The 18,359-nt window shown below is 44.1% G+C and carries 15 protein-coding genes; 9 read left to right on the top strand and 6 right to left on the bottom strand.

Annotation, left to right across the window (positions count from 1 at the left end):
- Nucleotides 1-35 precede the first annotated feature (35 nt).
- Both ACSX1A_RS08390 and ACSX1A_RS08385 read left to right on the top strand, forming a co-directional pair.
- Nucleotides 36-458: a hypothetical protein gene (locus ACSX1A_RS08390; protein WP_439883178.1), complete on the top strand. Its 423-nt coding sequence runs from the start codon at nt 36-38 to the stop codon at nt 456-458.
- 96 nt (nt 459-554) lie between these two features.
- A complete protein-coding gene (locus ACSX1A_RS08385; protein ID WP_439883177.1) occupies nt 555-2,363 on the top strand; it encodes a M61 family metallopeptidase in 1,809 nt (602 codons plus the stop codon).
- 84 nt (nt 2,364-2,447) lie between these two features.
- Here the strand turns inward: ACSX1A_RS08385 and ACSX1A_RS08380 are convergent, their stop codons facing one another.
- Complete coding sequence (locus tag ACSX1A_RS08380) at nt 2,448-3,167, bottom strand: SIMPL domain-containing protein (RefSeq protein WP_439883176.1); 720 nt, start codon at nt 3,165-3,167, stop codon at nt 2,448-2,450.
- A 185-nt stretch (nt 3,168-3,352) separates the two neighbouring features.
- Nucleotides 3,353-4,777 (bottom strand): Glu/Leu/Phe/Val family dehydrogenase, encoded by a 1,425-nt coding sequence (locus ACSX1A_RS08375; protein WP_439883175.1) that lies wholly within the window; start codon nt 4,775-4,777, stop codon nt 3,353-3,355.
- Nucleotides 4,778-5,113: 336 nt separating this feature from the next.
- Between ACSX1A_RS08375 and ACSX1A_RS08370 the strand changes: the two genes are divergently transcribed.
- Nucleotides 5,114-5,590 (top strand): hypothetical protein, encoded by a 477-nt coding sequence (locus tag ACSX1A_RS08370; RefSeq protein WP_439883174.1) that lies wholly within the window; start codon nt 5,114-5,116, stop codon nt 5,588-5,590.
- 106 nt (nt 5,591-5,696) lie between these two features.
- Here ACSX1A_RS08370 and ACSX1A_RS08365 read toward each other — a convergent pair whose 3' ends face one another.
- Nucleotides 5,697-6,296: an FKBP-type peptidyl-prolyl cis-trans isomerase gene (locus ACSX1A_RS08365; RefSeq protein WP_439883173.1), complete on the bottom strand. Its 600-nt coding sequence runs from the start codon at nt 6,294-6,296 to the stop codon at nt 5,697-5,699.
- 330 nt (nt 6,297-6,626) lie between these two features.
- Here ACSX1A_RS08365 and ACSX1A_RS08360 point away from each other — a divergent pair, with 330 nt between their 5' ends.
- From ACSX1A_RS08360 to ACSX1A_RS08345, 4 genes are read left to right on the top strand one after another with little or no spacing between them, the layout of a single operon-like run.
- A complete protein-coding gene (locus ACSX1A_RS08360) occupies nt 6,627-7,268 on the top strand; it encodes a TetR/AcrR family transcriptional regulator (RefSeq protein WP_439883172.1) in 642 nt (213 codons plus the stop codon).
- Nucleotides 7,249-8,625, top strand: a complete 1,377-nt coding sequence (locus ACSX1A_RS08355; protein ID WP_439883171.1) for a TolC family protein — start codon at nt 7,249-7,251, stop codon at nt 8,623-8,625. Before ACSX1A_RS08360 ends, ACSX1A_RS08355 begins: the two co-directional genes overlap by 20 nt.
- A 12-nt stretch (nt 8,626-8,637) precedes the next feature.
- Complete coding sequence (locus ACSX1A_RS08350) at nt 8,638-9,681, top strand: HlyD family secretion protein (RefSeq protein WP_439883170.1); 1,044 nt, start codon at nt 8,638-8,640, stop codon at nt 9,679-9,681.
- A 6-nt stretch (nt 9,682-9,687) separates the two neighbouring features.
- Complete coding sequence (locus ACSX1A_RS08345; protein ID WP_439883169.1) at nt 9,688-11,235, top strand: DHA2 family efflux MFS transporter permease subunit; 1,548 nt, start codon at nt 9,688-9,690, stop codon at nt 11,233-11,235.
- A 62-nt stretch (nt 11,236-11,297) separates the two neighbouring features.
- Here ACSX1A_RS08345 and ACSX1A_RS08340 read toward each other — a convergent pair whose 3' ends face one another.
- Nucleotides 11,298-11,429: a hypothetical protein gene (locus ACSX1A_RS08340; protein WP_439883168.1), complete on the bottom strand. Its 132-nt coding sequence runs from the start codon at nt 11,427-11,429 to the stop codon at nt 11,298-11,300.
- A gap of 367 nt (nt 11,430-11,796) precedes the next feature.
- Nucleotides 11,797-11,928: a hypothetical protein gene (locus ACSX1A_RS08335; RefSeq protein ID WP_439883167.1), complete on the bottom strand. Its 132-nt coding sequence runs from the start codon at nt 11,926-11,928 to the stop codon at nt 11,797-11,799.
- Nucleotides 11,929-11,946: 18 nt separating this feature from the next.
- On the opposite strand from ACSX1A_RS08335, the gene ACSX1A_RS08330 reads away from it, so the two are divergent.
- On the top strand, nt 11,947-13,503 hold the full coding sequence (locus ACSX1A_RS08330; protein ID WP_439883166.1) for an FMN-binding glutamate synthase family protein: 1,557 nt from the start codon (nt 11,947-11,949) through the stop codon (nt 13,501-13,503).
- A 434-nt stretch (nt 13,504-13,937) separates the two neighbouring features.
- Here the strand turns inward: ACSX1A_RS08330 and ACSX1A_RS08325 are convergent, their stop codons facing one another.
- Nucleotides 13,938-17,324, bottom strand: a complete 3,387-nt coding sequence (locus ACSX1A_RS08325; protein ID WP_439883165.1) for a methylmalonyl-CoA mutase family protein — start codon at nt 17,322-17,324, stop codon at nt 13,938-13,940.
- A 222-nt stretch (nt 17,325-17,546) separates the two neighbouring features.
- On the opposite strand from ACSX1A_RS08325, the gene ACSX1A_RS08320 reads away from it, so the two are divergent.
- Nucleotides 17,547-18,257, top strand: a complete 711-nt coding sequence (locus ACSX1A_RS08320; RefSeq protein WP_439883164.1) for a LuxR C-terminal-related transcriptional regulator — start codon at nt 17,547-17,549, stop codon at nt 18,255-18,257.
- Nucleotides 18,258-18,359 lie beyond the last annotated feature (102 nt).

The following is an 18,359-nucleotide window of genomic DNA, read 5'->3' as shown; positions in this document are numbered from 1 at the left end:
TATATTTTTGCGTTCAAATTGAGTTGAGGATCAAGATGATGTTGTATAGTACAAATTCTCTTTTGGTTAACTATGATGCAGAGAAGGAGTGCCTGTACCTGAAAAGGAATGCAAATCCTCGATTTGATGAATTCAGGCAGAGTATGGAGCATGCACTTCTGTATGCTGAAAAACATCACGTAAAGAAATGGCTCTTCGATTTCACAGCTAATGTCTCCTTAAATGAGCAAGAAGAGATGTGGTTGCAAACTTCCCTGTTTCCGAAGTTGATGATTGGCTTGGGCACCGCTAACTATATTGCTTTTGTGCTGTCTGAATTTAACTATCAGACACTGTTGGAAGAGGCGGGGCAATACGGATTAAAGAGCTACAATTCATTTATTGTTATCAATACCTTTTGCCAGGTTGAAGAAGCTTCTGATTGGTTAGAAAACCACTTCGAAAATAAGGCTGACTGAAGCTGTTCTGGTACCCCTACCAGCGTTTAGAATTTTGAAAAGCACGGTTTTTGTTGTAAAATGCCAAAGCTTTTACACTTATTCTAAACTATAAATATGTTTAAACGACAAAGATTTAATTTTTCCATACTTCTTATAGCCTTTCTTGTTATAGGTAATTTCTCCGCTGCTCTTGCCGCAGATCTGAAATATACTTTGTCCATGCCTGAGCCTCATACACACTATTTCGAGGTGGATGCGGAACTGTCAGGGGCTAAGAAGAACTATATTGATTTTACGCTTCCTGTCTGGGCACCTGGTTCTTACCTGGTACGTGAATTCGCTAAAAATATTGAGGGGTTCAAAGCCACAGACAAGGCAGGGAACATACTCCGTTCGGAAAAAATCGATAAAAATACCTGGCGTGTTTATTCTAACAAAGCAAGTGTTGTTCGGGCAAGCTATAAAGTATATGCCTATGAACTGAGCGTTAGAACAAGTTTTCTTGATGCATCGCATGGGTATGTGAACGGTACAAGCGTTTTTATGTACCCTGAAGGTTATCAGGATCTGAATGGAACCCTGGTTGTTAAGCCCTACAAAGGCTGGGACAAAGTTTCTACAGGTATGAAAAGTACAGGGGAGTATACTTATACTTTCCCGAACTACGATATTCTTGCGGACTCTCCATTGGAAATTGGCACACACCAGGTGTATAAGTTTACAGCAGGTGGAGTAACACATGAAGTTGCCATGTATGGTGAAGGCAACTATGAGCCTGAGAAGCTTATGGCGGATATGGCTAAAGTTACTGAGGAAGCTATTGCTGTTATTGGTGAATTACCTGTTGACCGTTACGTGTTTATCGTACATAATCTTAACCGCGGCGGCGGCGGTCTGGAGCATTTGAACTCAACTACCCTGCAAACATCTCGCTGGAATTACGGAACGGAGGCAGGATATAATGGCTTCCTTAGCCTGGTAGCGCATGAGTACTTTCACCTATGGAACGTAAAACGACTGCGCCCGCTACCTCTGGGTCCTTTTGATTATAACACAGAAAATTACACAGACCTTTTATGGGTATCTGAAGGTATCACAAGTTTTTACGATGATCTGATTGTACGCCGCGCAGGATTCACAACACCGGATCGTTACCTTGACGTAGTAGCCGGAAGCATAAATTCTGTTGAGAACACGCCAGGTAATAAAGTGCAGGCTGTAGCCGAGTCAAGCTTCGATGCCTGGATCAAATATTACAGACGTAATGAGAACTCTAACAATGCAGAGGTTTCTTATTATACTAAAGGCGGTGTACTGGGCCAGTTGCTAAACATGGAGATCATGGAGGCTACAAAAGGCGAAAAATCATTGGATGATGTGATGCGCTATATGTACAACCGTTACTACAAAGAGCTGAAAAGAGGCTTTACTGAGAAAGAATTTAAGGCCGGAATCGAGAAGGTATCTGGTCGTAATATGGATGCTTTCTTCCAGAATTATGTAAACGGTACCGAAACCCCTGACTACAATAACTATTTTGATGCTGCCGGCCTTAAATTGATCAATACTAATCAGGGGAGCACAAAAAGTAAATGGGGCGCTTCTACGGCTATGGCTGACGGTAAATTAACAGTACGATCGCTTGACCGTGGCAGCAGCGCTTATGAAGGTGGAATAAATGTGAACGATGAAATAATTGCTGTAGACGGCTACCGTGTCGGTGATGATATCAGCCGTTTCGTAAATGACCGTACGCCGGGTGAAAAAGTTGAGGTATTGGTTGCGCGCGACGGTAAATTAATAAAACTCGAAGTTCCAATGCTACCTGATACAAGTGTACGCTATCGTTTTGAGCGTATTCAGAACCCAACTGAACTACAGCAAAAGATCCTGAAAAAATGGCTTGCCATTAGCAATACTTAAATAGGTATATTATACAATTATTAGAACAAAGGGCGGTGGAGCAGTAGCTTCACCGCCCTTTGTTCTAATAGCTTTTAACTGTTATCAGTCTAACAGAAAGGAGGCATTCACTACGGCTGTAATCTCTTTATTGATAGAAGATACATCGTTTATCCCATAATCAGAAACCATGTTCGAGTTGACCGGTGTGATCTGTAACACTCCCATGCGTGCGCTTGTTATGGATCCGAGCTCACTTCCTGTGGCCTCTGCGATTTTCTGTGCCCGCTCCAGGGCATCTTTTGCTGCATCGGCCTGAATCTCTATTTTAAGGTCAGCAAGTTCTGTATAATAATACTCCGGAGGGTTTACAGAAAAATTTATACCCTGGTTCACAAGCGAGGAGATGTCGACAGATATTGCTTTTATCTTCTCTACATCCGACGATTTTACTTCTATCATCTGGAAAGCTCTGTACTCCAACGGAATGTTAGTTGGGTAGCCCTGTTGGTTCAATTCATATACAGGGTTTAAAGAGATGGTGGCCTGTTCTATATTCTTTGTATCAAATCCCTGCTTTTTCAGGTATTCAAGCACCCCAGGACGCTGATTAAGTAAATTGTTATAGGCAATTTCAGCGGTTGCGCCAGATGCCTGTAAATTACCGCGTAATATACCTAGGTCAGAAATGATCTCACGCTTTGCGGAACCGGTTACGTTTATGGTCTGATTCGCTTGGGCACGCGAATGCACAAAAAGAAACATACATATAACCATGCTTACACCCAGGATAGCTGCAGCTAGCAGGAGTTGAAAACTTTTCATGTTTAGATGGTTTATAACTTAGGCCTTTAGCATGGTATACGCTAAAATGCTGGGAGGAAGTACTTTAAATTGAGGTCAGTTTTGTTTCGGTTTAAAATAGGCTTTCACAGCGTGCATAAAAAAGACCAGGTGAAGTCTTTCCAACTGTGCACCTGGTCTTTGTATTGATAGGAAACCTGCTTTGTTTACGGAAATATTCCTAAGGATTCGTAACTCACACCGATCTTCTCGATAGCCGTTAAAAAGGCAGCAGTGCGCAGGTCTGGTAATTTTTTGTCAATCATTACATCACGTATCTCGTGGTAGGCATTGATCATGGTATCTTCCAGGCCAGAGCGAACCAAACCGATCTCATCTGAACCCTGAGTCAACATTGCTCTTTCCGAAGCAGTCATTGTTTTGCCTGTAGATGATTCTATCGCGTTAACAAGCCTGCGATAGCTCGCCTCTTCTGCACGCTTGCCCATGCGGCCGAACCTAACATGCGACAAGTTTTTTAACCACTCGAAATAAGACACCGTAACACCACCCGCATTCAGGTATAGGTCCGGTAAAATCACAACCTTCTTTTTGATCAGGATGTCGTCCGCCTCCCTGGTTACAGGGCCGTTAGCACCTTCTGCAATGATCTTAGCTTTTACACTGGCAGCATTCTTTTCATTAATCTGGTTTTCAAGAGCAGCTGGTATCAGAATATCACACTCATACTCTAACATGTCAGTTGAGTTAACGATATTCTTGCAGTCTTTAAAGTCCAGGATGGAGCCAGTTTCGCTTCTGTGTCTGAAGGCCTCCTGTATATCTATTCCATTTTCATTGTAGATTCCGCCTTCACGTTCTGCAATGCCAGTAATAATAGCGCCGTCTTTCTGGCAAAAGAAGGCAGCATGATAGCCTACATTTCCCAGGCCCTGCACAATGATCTTTTTGCCTTCCAAAGTAGTACCTTCTATACCTAAACCCTTTAACAGGTCCGTATCAAGCAAGGCTTCCCGGATTCCAAAGTATATGCCTAGTCCTGTTGCTTCTGCGCGGCCTCTTATACCTCCCTGGCCTACTGGCTTACCTGTCACACAGCCTAGCGCGCTTATTTCACCATAGTTAAAGGCTTGGTAGGTATCTGCTATCCAGGCCATTTCACGGCTACCTGTGCCATAATCCGGGGCTGGTACATCAATCCCAGGACCTATCAGGTTCTTTTTAATAAGTTCGGCAGCATAGCGGCGGGTAACTTTCTCCAGCATTTTTACAGAACTGGTTCTTGGGTTGATCTTAACACCTCCCTTAGCTCCCCCAAATGGTACATCAACAACAGCACATTTGAATGTCATTAAGGTGGCAAGCGCCTTTACTTCATCCTCATCTACCTGCATACTATACCGGATACCACCCTTTGAAGGCAGTTTGTGGTGGCTGTGCTGCACCCTGATACCTTCGATTACCTCGATTTTTCCATCTACTTCAACCGGAAATGATACTTTGTAAACACTGTTACAAGCTTTGATCTGCGCCAGTATACCTTGATCGAGTCGAGAAAACTTAGCTGCATGATCAAAATACTGATGTACACTGTCTAAGAATTTCTTGCCTTCATTTTGGCTGTTTCCCATACAAGTTATTTTTTGTGAAAGTGATATTGGTTTTGAACGGTTACGGGCATGTTTTGTTTAGATATTTCAAAATTACAATATATAGACCTTGTAATGTTTAAAATAAAATATATATAGTTACGTTTATATATAGTTACGTTTACAAGTGAGAGAATAAAGGCTGAGAATATTAGATATATAAATTAAAAGTTGTTAATATTTAAATCATTCTTGTTTAGAATCAATTTATTCTTCAACTTTGTCATCACGCTATGAAAGCACTTCGCCGTTCTGCAGACACTTTTGGAACGGCTTCAAAATAGATTCATTTTTTCGAGTACGCATATTTAAAGTTATATGGTAAGACAGAATGATACTTTGTCAGGTGCCTACCCATCTACCAGTTGTTTATCCCATGAAGTATATAGAGGGGATAAATTACTTGCAGTATATGAACCAGGAACCGAAACATTGGCAATCAGGTGGGAAGGAGTAGTAAGTTCCGAGGAAATTAGAGAGGGATACTTAGCTATCAATGTTTTAATTGAAAAGTTCGCCCCCAAAAAATGGATTATTGACCTTCGGAAACGAGAGAAGATACGTGGAGCAGATCAAAGCTGGGTCTTTAAGAACGTGTTTTCAAGGGCCTTACAAGTTTTAAGATGCGATATTTTCGTCGCAGTACTTTTACCGGTATACTCCTATCATGAATTAGTTGATAATATGAATGGAGATGAACTAATACAGGAAGATAACCTGCTCATATTAAATCACTTCCTTTATGAAGAAGAGGGGCGGAGATGGTTGGAAAATAAAGACGTGTTGAGTGCTTAGCAATAATTCATATTAAGTTAAATAACCAAAAACAAAAAGTCCCCGGAATGTAGTTCCGGGGACTTTTTGTTTTTATAAATTGATATAATGTCTGGAGATATAAGTGTTATTTTACGGATAACAGCTCAACATCAAACAGCAACGCAGAGTTTGGACCTATTACATCACCAGCTCCCTGAGCGCCGTAAGCTAAATTAGAAGGGATATAAAGTCTCCACTTTGCACCTTCCTTCATCATCTGCAGAGCCTCTGTCCAGCCCGCGATAACACCATTCACAGGGAAAGTAGCTGGCTCTCCACGTTCGTAAGACGAGTCAAAAGTAGTACCGTCAATTAATGTGCCCTTATAATGTACGGTTACCGTATCAGTTGCCGATGGTGATTTGCCGTTACCTTCTTCGATCACTTCGTATTGTAATCCGCTTGGAAGCGTGTTCACCCCAGGCTTATTTTTGTTTTCAGCCAGGAATTCTTCTCCTGCCTGCTTGTTAACATTGCCAACCGCACCTTGCTTCTGCGTCATTTCCTGCTGAAGAGCCATCATAGCCTGCTGTACTTCTTCCTGGGAAAGCGTGGAAGGCTTACCCTCCAAAACTTCCTGCAAACCAGTCATGAAAGGAGCTGCCTCCACTTCGATGCCTTGCTTTTTCAGGTTTGTCGCCATGTCGCGGCCAATAATGTAACTGATTTTCTCTTTCAAGTTCATAGTTAGGGGTTTTGCACCATAAGGTGCCATTAAAAATAAAGTATACCGGTAAGAAACGGCTTTGTTACAAAATTATGCTTTTTAAGCGGAATATAAAGTTGCTGTGCACATACATGCCCTAGCAGTACCAAATCCTAGGATTCAGGGAGTTTATCTGCTGCTTAAATGACTTGATGTATAGCTCCTTATAATTTCAAATAAAGCATTGCTTATAAATTGTTTCGCTTCATTCAGGTTAGATTTTTTAGTCTGTACAGGAGTGATTAAGAAATTAATTTAAAATTTGGTTTGTATATTAATTAATCGATTGATTAAATTTGCAGTTTCAAAATGGAAAAGAGAAAAGAAGATAAGAAGGAGCATATTCTCAATATCGCTGAAAAGGTGTTTTCAGAGTATGGTTACGAGGGTGCCTCTACGCGTTTGCTGGCTAATGAGGCCTGCGTGAACATGGCGATGATTAGCTACTACTTCGGGTCTAAAGATGGACTCCTGAAAGCAGTACTGGAACGTAGAATTGCCGGTTTGCGCAAAGAACTGGAAGAAGTGCGGGACCAGGACATAGTATCCTGGAAAAAAATATCCATGGTCATTGATGTTTACCTGAACAGGGTGTTAAGCAATAACTGCTTTTACCGCCTGATTAACCGAGAACTTTCACTGGCCCAACGTAGCGAACTAGGTGAGTTCATTTCGGATAGTATCATGCGGAACGTTCATGTTTTCAAAGAGGTGATTGAGGAAGGCATCCAGAACGGCAGCTTTAATCCGGTGGATGTTGAGATGACGATTGCCAGTATACTTGGCACTATGTATTACATGGTAAATTCCAGCCAGGTAGCCTCTAAAATGTTAGACAAGGACTTCCTGGATCCGGAAGTAGTGCAGCATGAAATAAGGCCCCGGATCAAACAGTATTTATTAGATTACCTAAAAGCATATTTACTAAAGAATGAATCTGAAAATAAGTAATTACAGGTTGCAACTGGTGCCTGAGCGTACCTTTCTATGGTTAAAAAATGCTGTGATGCTGGCCCTCATGTTAGCTATATCTGGTGCTGCAGCGGCACAACAACCTGTCTCGCTCTCTTTACAGGAGGCAATAGATTTAGGACTTAAAAATAGTGTGAGCTTAAAGCTTTCGCAGTCAAAGGTTTCCGAGGCTATTGCCCGTTATAACCAGGTTAAAGACAAGTCTTTGCCAACTGCCAGTGCCAGCTATACTTATAACCACGCTGAAATACCAACCACAACTTTTCAAATTTCTGATGAAGGGCAAGCCTTTCACCTGCCCCGTCACGCGGATGCCTTTATTGGTACTGTAGCATTGAAGGAGGTTATTTTCAGCGGAAACAGGATGCGCTACGCCCAGGAATCAACAAATATGCTGGCACACATAGCCCAGTTAGATACCGAAAGAGATAAAGAAGAGATCGCTTATACCATTACCAGCGCTTATTTTAACCTCTACAAACTGCAGCAGAGCAAGAGGGTGGTAGCGCAAAACCTGGAAGATGTAGACCGCCAGATAAAAAAAGCTCAGCGTTATTTTGACCAGGGAATAGTTACCAAGAATGATGTGCTTCGCTTTCAGTTACAACGAAGCGATGTTGAACTGGCAGGCGTTGACCTGGAGACCAACAGGAAGATAGTGGTATACAACCTGGACCTGCTGCTGGGCCTGCCTCAAGGCACTGACCTGGAGGTTCAGGAGCAGCCTGTACTGGCAGAGCATCTTGCCCCTTTAACAACCTATGTAGATTCAGCCCTGGTTAACAGACCTGAAATTCGTGCATTGGGTCTGAAGAGTATGGTGGCTGAAAATAATATTAAGTCTGTAAGGGCTGAAAAATTGCCTACAGTTTTGGTAGGAGCCGATGCTTACATGATTAACCCGAGCGGCACTATACTGCCAACTAAAAACGGATTTGTGGCTCCGCTTACTGCAGGTGCTACCGTGGCCTGGAATATTGATCAGTTGTGGCTTAGCAAGAATAAGGAAAGTGAGGCTAAGATACAAAAGGCGCAGGTAGAGTTAAACAAGAACCTGACAGTTGACCAGGTTAAAAGTGAGGTTAATGAAAGTTATCAGAATTACCAGCGGGCATTGCAACGGGTGCAGATCCTTGAAACCGCTATCCATCAGGCAACTGAAAACGACCGCATGCTGGAATCACAGTACCAGAACCAGATAGCCACAGCAACTGATAGGATAGATGCTGAAACGCAGTTGTTCCAGGCAATGGTAAACCTGGAGTTAGCCAAAGCTGACGCAGGTATTGCTTACCAGAAATTATTGAAATCAACAGGAAACTTAACCAAAGAATAGCATTTAAGCATTATGCAAACCGAAAAGAAAAAATCTAAGAAAGTAGTCCCCCTTATACTTGGAGTTATATTGTTAGTGGGCGCTTTTTTCGGGATAAAAGAATACATGTATCTAAGTAAGCACGAGGATACTGATGATGCCCAGATTGATGCAGACATCAGTCCAGTAGTAGCACGGGTGGGGGGCTATGTGGAATCTATCAAGTTTGAAGAGAATGAGCACGTGTCAGAAGGGGAGGTATTGGTGCAGCTCGATGACCGTGACTACAGGATAAAACTGGAGCAGGCACAGGCTGCCCAGCAGGGTGCAACCGCTGGAACATCGGTGGCGCAGGCTCAAATTAATACTACTATCGCCAACTCATCAACGGCTAAAGCAAATGCAGAAGCTGCTAAAGTTAAGCTTTGGCAGGCAGAGCAGGATTTTAAACGATATGAGAACCTTGTAAAGGACGGATCGGTAACACAGCAGCAGTTTGAGCAGGCAAAAGCTCAGCGCGATGCAGCCAGAGCCTCTTACCAAGCGGCCCAGGATAATTACCAGGCAGCCCTTAAACAAATACAGACCACAAAGTCGCAATTGGTTGTTTCCAACACTGGTGTAGATCAGCGACAGGCAGATGTTGATTTTGCCAATCTGCAGCTATCCTATGCCACAATTAAAGCACCGGTTAGCGGCATTGCCTCTAAAAAGAATGTGCAGGTGGGGCAGCTGATCCAGCCAGGGCAGACCCTGTTTTCTATCGTGAATGACAGCAGCCTGTATGTTACCGCGAATTTTAAAGAAACACAGCTGGAGCACCTTCGGGAAGGGCAGCATGTAAACGTGGTAGTAGACGCTTTCCCGGATGCTCCTATAAAGGGTGAAATCTATAATTTCTCCCCGGCAACAGGTGCAAAATTCTCATTACTGCCGCCAGATAACGCATCCGGTAATTTCGTGAAAGTAGTGCAGCGGGTACCTGTCAAGATCAAGATTTTTGCTCCGAAAGACCTCAAGCAGCGACTGCGTCCTGGCATGAGTGTAAAAGTTTCTGTACTGACACAGGAAGGTTAATTCGTTATGGCTGAAACAGGTGCAAGAAAATGGATCATTACGATCACGGTTATAGTGGCTTCTTTGCTCGAGCTGATAGATACCACTATCGTGAACGTATCCATACCTCAGATTCAAGGTAACCTGGGGGCCACGCTGGAGGACATTGCCTGGATCACAACAGGTTATGCCGTAGCTAACGTAATTGTTCTTCCCATGTCGGGTTGGCTGGGTAGTATGTTCGGACGCAAGAACTACTACCTGGCGTCTATCATCATCTTTACCATTGCGTCGTTCCTTTGCGGCAATGCAACTACCCTCGAAGAACTGATCGCATTCCGTATTTTACAAGGCCTGGCAGGTGGCGGACTTATCTCAACCTCGCAGGCTATACTTCTGGAAACTTGGCCACCTGCTGAAGTAGGTATTGCCACGGCGTTGTTCGGGTTGGGTGCAGTTGTTGGTCCAACCGTTGGTCCAACAATAGGGGGCTATATTACTGATCATTACTCCTGGCCATGGATATTTTATGTGAACATTCCGGTAGGGATTCTTGCCACCTTTGCCACCTATACCTTTGTTAAATCTACCCCACGGGAGCAGCAGGGTAAAGCCGTGGATTGGTGGGGAATTGCACTACTGGCGCTTGCAGTAGGAAGCTTGCAGATTGTATTAGAAAAAGGTGAGTCAGAAGACTGGTTTGAAGCGACCTATATTACGGTATTGGTAGCAGTTTCTGTTATAGGTACGATATTGTTTATATGGCGTGAATTAAAAATCGATCATCCGGTAGTTAATTTCAAGATCATGCGACATCGCAGCTTTTCCATTGGTATGTTCACATCCTTTGTGCTCGGCTTTGGTTTGTATGGCTCGATGTTCGTGTTTCCGGTATTTTGCCAGAACCTGCTGGGTTTCTCAGCACAGCAAACAGGCATGATCCTGCTGCCCGGTGGTCTGGTCACCATTGCCATGATGCCATTTGTGGGACGGATACTTAAAAGCGGTTTCCCTGCGCAGATACTTGCTGCCACAGGTATGATCTTGTTTTTCGTTTTCTCACAGATGCTGGGCAATTCGTCACTGGCTTCCGGCACAGAGCAATTTTTCTGGCCGCTGATTGTTCGTGGCGCAGGTATGGCGCTTTTATTTGTACCGCTAACCACACTTGCCATTCAGGATTTACGTGGAAGGGAAATAGGGCAAGGCACAGGACTGAATAACATGATGCGCCAGTTAGGAGGCTCTTTCGGTATTGCAGCTCTTACAACCCTCATCCACATCAGGCAGGGGGTGCATCGTAGCAACCTGATAGTTAACGTGAATGAGTACAACCCTGCTTTTGTGCAACGTTTGCAGGGGCTCATTAACGGTTTTGTATCAAAAGGCTATACTTTTTTAGATGCTCAGAAAGCGGCATACAAGGCAATTGAAGGAATGGTGCTGAAGCAGACGTACCTGTTAACTTACCTCGATGCCTACTGGATATCGGGGCTAGTGATGCTTTGTGCTATTCCGCTTGTATTTACACAACGATTCAAAAAGAATGCAACCGTGCCGGCAGACGTACATTAAGTATATCAATCCAAAAGAAAGGGCAGCTCCGGTAAGAGCTGCCCTTTCTTTTGGATATTTATCTAGAGGTATAGATGATAGTCTTCCCCTGTCAGGTCAAAATCAATGTTTTGAGGCACTAACCACTTGTTGATGAGCAGTCCAAAAGTGGTTCCAAGTATAAACATAGATGAGATTGCTGTAATACTTTTCATATGGATTTCAGGTTAAAGCTAGGGTTTGCGTTAGAAACGCTTTTTGATGCTGAAGGTTGCCCTTTTGAATTGTAAGTTCCGGAGGATGGATGCAAGAGTAACAGGGGAATACTTGATCAGGCGTCAAAACTGTTTTGATACCCTATATCCATGGTTTAATGAGTTTCTGCAGGTATAGATGGCTGGTATAGTATTTATGTATCTGAAAAAATCAGTTTCACACTTTGTGGCTAATATCAGAATTTATCATATACCTTTGCGGTGAATTACTAAAGCTGCATCTGTAGCGCCTTAATATGAGTCTATACAATAATAATTATACCTGCTTGAGTATGGTGGTGACAGGCTCCATTGTTTCAGGATTTTACTATTGTTCAGGCATTTCAGGCCACTTATTGAGTACCACTCCAAAAGACTTTAGCTGATTTGTCCAGTATTTTTCCTGGTAGTTAGGAGAAATGCTGGAAAAGAAACGCCTCTCTTCAAGTCCGGATTTCATATAATTTATTTCTATAAAATGGCAACGAACATTAACGTCAGGCAGACGCTGTCGTATGTTTTTATCGCAGCATATTTAATACTATTGGCATTGTCTATTTTCAACAGGCATATGCTCTGGTTTCTGCTCTTATTAGCACCCGTACATGGCGTATACCTATACAATGTGCGGCAGTCAAAACACTCGCTGTTGCGCAACTACCCGCTACTGGGATATCTGCGCTACTTCTTCGAAAGTATACGCCCGGAGTTCCGCCAGTATTTCTTTGAATCAGATCTGGATGGCAAGCCATTTAGCCGCCGGCAGCGTTCTATCGTTTACCAGCGTGCTAAAAACGAGCGTCAGACTGTTCCGTTCGGTATGCAAAGCAATAGCCAGGAAACAGGTTATGAATGGATCGCGCATACGATGTTCCCGGTTCATGTGAAGGAAGAAAACTTGCGTGTGACCGTAGGGAGCAGTCGTTGTACCCAGTCTTACAGCGCAAGTGTTTATAATATTTCTGCCATGAGCTATGGGTCGCTTAGCAAAACAGCCATCACTGCTCTAAGTGCAGGAGCCAGGTTAGGTGGCTTTGCCCATAATACAGGAGAAGGTGGCGTTAGCCCGTTCCATATTGATGGCGGTGGAGACCTGATATGGCAGATAGGTACAGGCTACTTTGGCTGCCGCGATAAGGATGGCCATTTTTCAGAAGAATTGTTTAAACAACAAGTAGCACACCCGAACATCAAAATGGTGGAGATCAAGCTATCACAGGGAGCAAAGCCTGGCCATGGAGGTATCCTTCCTGCCGCTAAAAATACCCCTGAGATCGCAGCCATACGAAAGGTGGAGCCCTATACTACCGTTTCATCACCGCCATCTCACTCTGCTTTCACCGATCAGTTTACGCTGTTACTGTACATACAAAAACTGCGTTTACTCTCAGGTGGTAAGCCTATTGGTATAAAACTGTGCCTGGGCAATGAACAGGAATTTGAGCGCCTGTGCCAGGAGATGATGCAAAACCAGATCTTCCCTGACTTTATTACAATTGATGGGGCAGAAGGAGGAACCGGTGCAGCTCCTTTGGAGTTTACTGACAGTTTAGGAATGCCTCTTTACGATGCACTCTCATTTGCGCAGTACACGCTGAAAAAATATGATCTGCGCAAAGAGATAAAAATAATCGCCGCCGGTAAGATCATCACCGGTGTAGACATTATCAAGGCTATTTCGTTGGGTGCAGATATTTGCTACAGTGCACGCGGAATGATGTTTGCGCTGGGTTGTATACAGGCATTACAATGTGACTCAGGCCGCTGCCCGGTAGGTATAGCCACTCAAGATAAGAACCTCTACCAAGGGCTTGATGTGACAGATAAAAGCGTTAGGGTGGCTAACTTTCACGGTAATACTATTAAGTCAACTATAGAGGTGATGGAGGCCTGTGGTTTTAAAGAGATAGCCGATATTAACCCAGATAAAATATTCAGGAGGGTAGAACAAGGGAAAAGTATTAGTTTCAAGGAACTTTACTTTTCAAAGAAGATAACTTCAAAAGCCCTGAAGCAAAATTATGTTTTAAATTAGGTAACCTGTTTCAGTTTGAGTCCGGGTTAACACATTCAATAGCATACGACAGGTACATTATCTGCATCAAGCCCCACTCATAAACATGGGAGGGGCTTGATGCTTTTTAAAGGAAACACTTACCTATAAGTAGTCCTCATTATGTTCATCAAAAGTATCTATTTCATACTCCTCGTCCTCAAATCTGTTATAAACGAACAGACATGCTACAGTGCCTGCAATTAAAACGGTCCCTAAAATAACCCATAACGATGTTGAGTAAGTATGTTTCATATCAAAAGTGTGTTATGTATAACTACATACGGTTTGAGCAGCAGCTAGTTAGTTCTTCAGGACAGAAACAACAGGTATGGTATAAAAAAGGGGAAGGCAGCTCAAGCTGCTTTCCCCTTTTTTATAATTGCTGCATCTGGCAGCTTAAAAAATAGAGTCTACTACATGTTTCTACGATACTGTCCGCCTACTTCAAACAACGCGTTCGTAATTTGACCTAGTGAGCAGTATTTCACAGTCTCCATCAGTTCGCTGAAAATGTTACCATTGTTGATGGCAACCTGCTGCAGTCGCTTCAGCAACTCAGCTGCCTTGTCAGCATTGCGCTCCTGCAGGGTGTGCACCATACTGATCTGGTATTTTTTCTCCTCCTCAGTGGCACGAATAACCTCTGTTGGAATAACCGTTGGAGAGCCTTTAGAAGAAAGGAATGTATTTACCCCGATAATCGGATATTCACCGGTGTGCTTCAGGGTCTCATAATACAAGCTCTCTTCCTGAATTTTGCCACGCTGGTACATGGTCTCCATTGCGCCTAAAACACCACCGCGCTCCGTAATACGGTCAAACTCTGTCAGCACCGCTTCTTCTACTAAGTCAGTCAGTTCCTCGATGATGAAGGAGCCTTGCAGCGGATTCTCATTCTTGGCAAGTCCTAACTCACGGTTGATAATCAGCTGAATGGCCATGGCACGACGAACAGAAGCCTCCGTTGGCGTAGTAATGGCCTCATCATAAGCGTTGGTGTGCAGCGAATTACAGTTGTCGTAAATGGCGTAAAGTGCTTGCAGCGTGGTTCGTATATCGTTAAAATCGATCTCCTGCGCGTGCAGCGAACGGCCTGAAGTTTGGATGTGGTACTTCAACATCTGCGAACGGGCATCTGCGCCATACTTGTGCTTCATCGCTTTAGCCCAGATCTTGCGTGCCACACGGCCAATCACTGCATATTCCGGATCGATACCGTTGGAGAAGAAGAAGCTTAGGTTAGGAGCAAACTTATTGATGTCCATGCCACGGCTCACGTAATACTCTACAAACGTAAAGCCATTGGCCAGTGTAAAGGCAAGCTGTGAAATCGGGTTGGCGCCGGCCTCGGCAATGTGGTAACCCGAGATTGACACAGAATAGAAGTTACGTACGTTATGGTTGATGAAATATTGCTGTACATCACCCATCAAACGCAACGAAAATTCAGTAGAGAAGATACAGGTATTCTGTGCCTGGTCTTCCTTCAGTATATCGGCCTGTACCGTTCCACGCACTGCTGCAAGGGTACGCTCCTTAATTGGCTCGTATACTTCCGCTGGCAGTACCTGGTCGCCGGTAACGCCTAAAAGCATCAGACCCAGGCCATCGTTACCTTCCGGCAGTGGCCCCTGGTAGCTAGGGCGCTCAGAATTTTTGTCGTTATAAATAGTGTCAATTTTCGCGTTTATCTCTTCTTCCAGGCCATTCTCTTTAATGTATAGCTCACATTGCTGATCAATAGCGGCATTCATAAAGAAACCTGTCAGGATAGCAGCCGGACCATTGATGGTCATGGAAACAGATGTCTTCGGATCAGACAGGTTAAAGCCGGAATAAAGCTTTTTGGCATCATCCAGGCAGCAGATGCTCACACCAGAGTTACCAATCTTGCCATAGATATCTGGTCTGTAATCAGGGTCTTCTCCATAAAGTGTTACCGAATCAAAGGCTGTAGAAAGACGCTTGGCAGGCATTCCCAGACTCACATAATGGAATCTGCGGTTGGTGCGCTCTGGTCCACCTTCGCCGGCAAACATACGGGTAGGGTCCTCGCCTTCACGCTTGAAAGGGAACACACCCGCCGTGTATGGAAACTCACCCGGCACGTTCTCCTGCAGGTTCCATTTTAGCAGGTCTCCCCATGCCTCGTAGCGTGGTGTGGCAACCTTTGGAATTTGCAGGTGCGAGAGCGACTCCGTGTGGGTTTTTATTTTTATCTCCTTGTCACGTACCTTGAACACATAGAACTCATTCTTGTAGGCTTGTACCTTTTCTTTCCAGTTCTCAAGTATCTTCTTGTTCTGGCCGTCCAGGTTCAGCTCCACTTCGGCATAGGCTGCTTCCAGCTGTTTTACCAGGCGGTCTTTATCTTCCACTTCTATGCCTTGTACTGCCTCTATGGATTTTTTAATGCCATAAAGCTGCTGCGCTACCTCTGCCTGGTCTTTGCTCCATTTATCATAGTTTCTGATAGTCTCGGATATTTCAGAAAGATAGCGTGTGCGGCTTGGAGGAATGATAAACACCTTCTCCGACATCTCCTTTGATGTCTGGAGGTTAGAGTCAAACTGTACACCTGTTTTCTCAGTGATCTTGGCCATAATGGCCCGGTACAGCTGATTCATGCCCGGGTCGTTGAACTGTGAGGCAATGGTGCCGAACACCGGAATATCCTCATCGTTCACGTCCCACAGCTGGTGATTACGCTTATACTGTTTCTTTACATCACGCAGGGCATCCAGGGCACCACGCTTATCGAATTTGTTCAGGGCAATCACATCGGCAAAGTCCAGCATGTCGATCTTCTCGAGCTGAGTGGCGGCACCATATTCCGGCGTCATCACATAAAGACTTGTGTCGGAATGTTCTATGATCTCGGTATCAGACTGACCGATACCGGAAGTCTCCAGAATGATCAGGTCAAAATTAGCGGCTTTCACAATATCCACAGCATCCTGCACATACTTGCTCAGGGCCAGGTTGCTCTGTCGGGTTGCAAGCGAACGCATGTATACACGCTCGTTTGAAATAGAATTCATCCGGATTCTATCGCCCAGCAAGGCACCACCCGTCTTACGCTTGGATGGGTCTACTGAAATAATAGCGATCTTCTTATTCGGGAAGTCGATCAGGAAGCGTCGCACCAGTTCATCTACCAGCGATGACTTGCCGGCACCACCCGTGCCTGTTATGCCTAGAACAGGAGTATTTACTAGTTTCGCCTGCTCTTTCACTTCGTTCAGAATACTGCGTGCTTCTTCCGGGAAGTTCTCTGCGGCAGATATCAAGCGGGCAATTGCTTTCGGGTCTTTTTCCTGCAGGTGCTTTGCCTCGCCATTCAGGTTCTTACCAGTAGGAAAATCGCACTTCTGCAGCATGTCATTTATCATGCCCTGAAGTCCCATTGCGCGTCCATCGTCAGGAGAGTAGATACGTGCAATACCGTAAGCCTGCAGCTCCTCTATTTCAACAGGTAGTATAACGCCGCCGCCGCCGCCGAAGATGCGGATATGGCTACTGCCACGCTCCTGTAACAGGTCATACATGTACTTGAAATATTCAATATGGCCCCCCTGGTAGGAGGTAATGGCAATAGCCTGTGCGTCTTCCTGAATAGCACAATCCACTATTTCCTGAACCGAACGATTGTGGCCGAGGTGGATCACCTCTGCACCTGAGGCTTGAATAATACGACGCATGATGTTGATCGCTGCATCGTGGCCGTCAAACAGCGAAGCCGCCGTTACGATACGAACATGATTGACTGGCTTGTATGGTTCTACAGTAGTTGCTTGCATGTATACTTAACAAGGATTTTTCAAATTTGATGCGAATATAGTCAATTTTGGCGAGTATTTACAGGTTTAGTGGATGAAGAAGAGCTGCATGCGTGCTATATTTAATGGCTGCCATGAAGCTCAAAAAGGAAATACTATTGTTTGGGTTATTTGAGAAGGTAGTCTTATATTTATAAGTTAATTATACATTAGTCTAAGCATTAATACTGTTTTTTGCCTTATATGTCTGCTCCTAAGTCATCTATCCCCTCTGAACTAAATATACTTGAACTCGAGAAAAACCTCCGGGCTTTGCAGGAAAAATGCGATTTCCTGGAGAAGGTCGTAAATGAGATCCCTGCCAATATTTACATATCGGACCTGGAAAAAGGGGTGATCTGGTGCAACAAGACAAATGAGGAAACCCTGGGATATACCCTGGAAGAGATCAAAGAGATGGGTGGATTAGAGTATATGTATAAGATTGTGCATCCAGATGACCACTCCATTCCGGACGACAGCATTGATTACTACAAAAATTTTAATGGGACCGAATATGGCGGCGTGTTCAGGGCGAAGCATAAAAACGCAAAAGAGTATAAGTGGTTTATTGGATGGGCGCGGGCATTTCATAAAAATGAAGAAGGGAAAGTAAAGGAAATTCTTTGTGTGGACGTGGACATGAGTCCGCAAATGAATACCGGAGAGCAGCTGGTGCAGGCCCTCCGTGAAAATCTGAAGAATAAGAACAGGTTGCTGATAAAAAACCTTCGGAAAAGGGAGGTAGAAATACTTAACTTGGTTTGCAAGGGTATGAGCACCAGGGCTATAGCCGAAAAACTGTACATTAGTACCAATACTGTCAGCACACACCGTAAAAACATTCAGCAAAAGCTAGGAACCAATAACGTCGCAGACTTAGTATCATTGGCTAAAGAGGCCGGTTTAGGGTAAGTTCCAGCTGATGCTTACTTCTTAAATGCTTTTCATACTATAAATATTGGCACAGACGCAGTAACAAAGCCACTTTCTTCTTAACTTTGTTCTTCGTATACA

Origin of the sequence: Pontibacter sp. MBLB2868, assembly GCF_051904785.1 — a bacterium.
Taxonomy (GTDB): domain Bacteria; phylum Bacteroidota; class Bacteroidia; order Cytophagales; family Hymenobacteraceae; genus Pontibacter.
Note: the sequence above shows the minus strand (reverse complement) of the source record. Positions and strands in the feature narration are given on the sequence as shown.

What these genes read in the sequence shown, in the direction of transcription:
- ACSX1A_RS08390 (WP_439883178.1), top strand. Translation starts at nt 36, where the DNA reads ATGATGTTGTATAGTACAAATTCTCTTTTGGTTAACTATGATGCAGAG.
- ACSX1A_RS08385 (WP_439883177.1), top strand. Translation starts at nt 555, where the DNA reads ATGTTTAAACGACAAAGATTTAATTTTTCCATACTTCTTATAGCCTTT.
- ACSX1A_RS08380 (WP_439883176.1), bottom strand. Translation starts at nt 3,167, where the DNA reads ATGAAAAGTTTTCAACTCCTGCTAGCTGCAGCTATCCTGGGTGTAAGC.
- ACSX1A_RS08375 (WP_439883175.1), bottom strand. Translation starts at nt 4,777, where the DNA reads ATGGGAAACAGCCAAAATGAAGGCAAGAAATTCTTAGACAGTGTACAT.
- ACSX1A_RS08370 (WP_439883174.1), top strand. Translation starts at nt 5,114, where the DNA reads ATGGTAAGACAGAATGATACTTTGTCAGGTGCCTACCCATCTACCAGT.
- ACSX1A_RS08365 (WP_439883173.1), bottom strand. Translation starts at nt 6,296, where the DNA reads ATGAACTTGAAAGAGAAAATCAGTTACATTATTGGCCGCGACATGGCG.
- ACSX1A_RS08360 (WP_439883172.1), top strand. Translation starts at nt 6,627, where the DNA reads ATGGAAAAGAGAAAAGAAGATAAGAAGGAGCATATTCTCAATATCGCT.
- ACSX1A_RS08355 (WP_439883171.1), top strand. Translation starts at nt 7,249, where the DNA reads ATGAATCTGAAAATAAGTAATTACAGGTTGCAACTGGTGCCTGAGCGT.
- ACSX1A_RS08350 (WP_439883170.1), top strand. Translation starts at nt 8,638, where the DNA reads ATGCAAACCGAAAAGAAAAAATCTAAGAAAGTAGTCCCCCTTATACTT.
- ACSX1A_RS08345 (WP_439883169.1), top strand. Translation starts at nt 9,688, where the DNA reads ATGGCTGAAACAGGTGCAAGAAAATGGATCATTACGATCACGGTTATA.
- ACSX1A_RS08340 (WP_439883168.1), bottom strand. Translation starts at nt 11,429, where the DNA reads ATGAAAAGTATTACAGCAATCTCATCTATGTTTATACTTGGAACCACT.
- ACSX1A_RS08335 (WP_439883167.1), bottom strand. Translation starts at nt 11,928, where the DNA reads ATGAAATCCGGACTTGAAGAGAGGCGTTTCTTTTCCAGCATTTCTCCT.
- ACSX1A_RS08330 (WP_439883166.1), top strand. Translation starts at nt 11,947, where the DNA reads ATGGCAACGAACATTAACGTCAGGCAGACGCTGTCGTATGTTTTTATC.
- ACSX1A_RS08325 (WP_439883165.1), bottom strand. Translation starts at nt 17,324, where the DNA reads ATGCAAGCAACTACTGTAGAACCATACAAGCCAGTCAATCATGTTCGT.
- ACSX1A_RS08320 (WP_439883164.1), top strand. Translation starts at nt 17,547, where the DNA reads ATGTCTGCTCCTAAGTCATCTATCCCCTCTGAACTAAATATACTTGAA.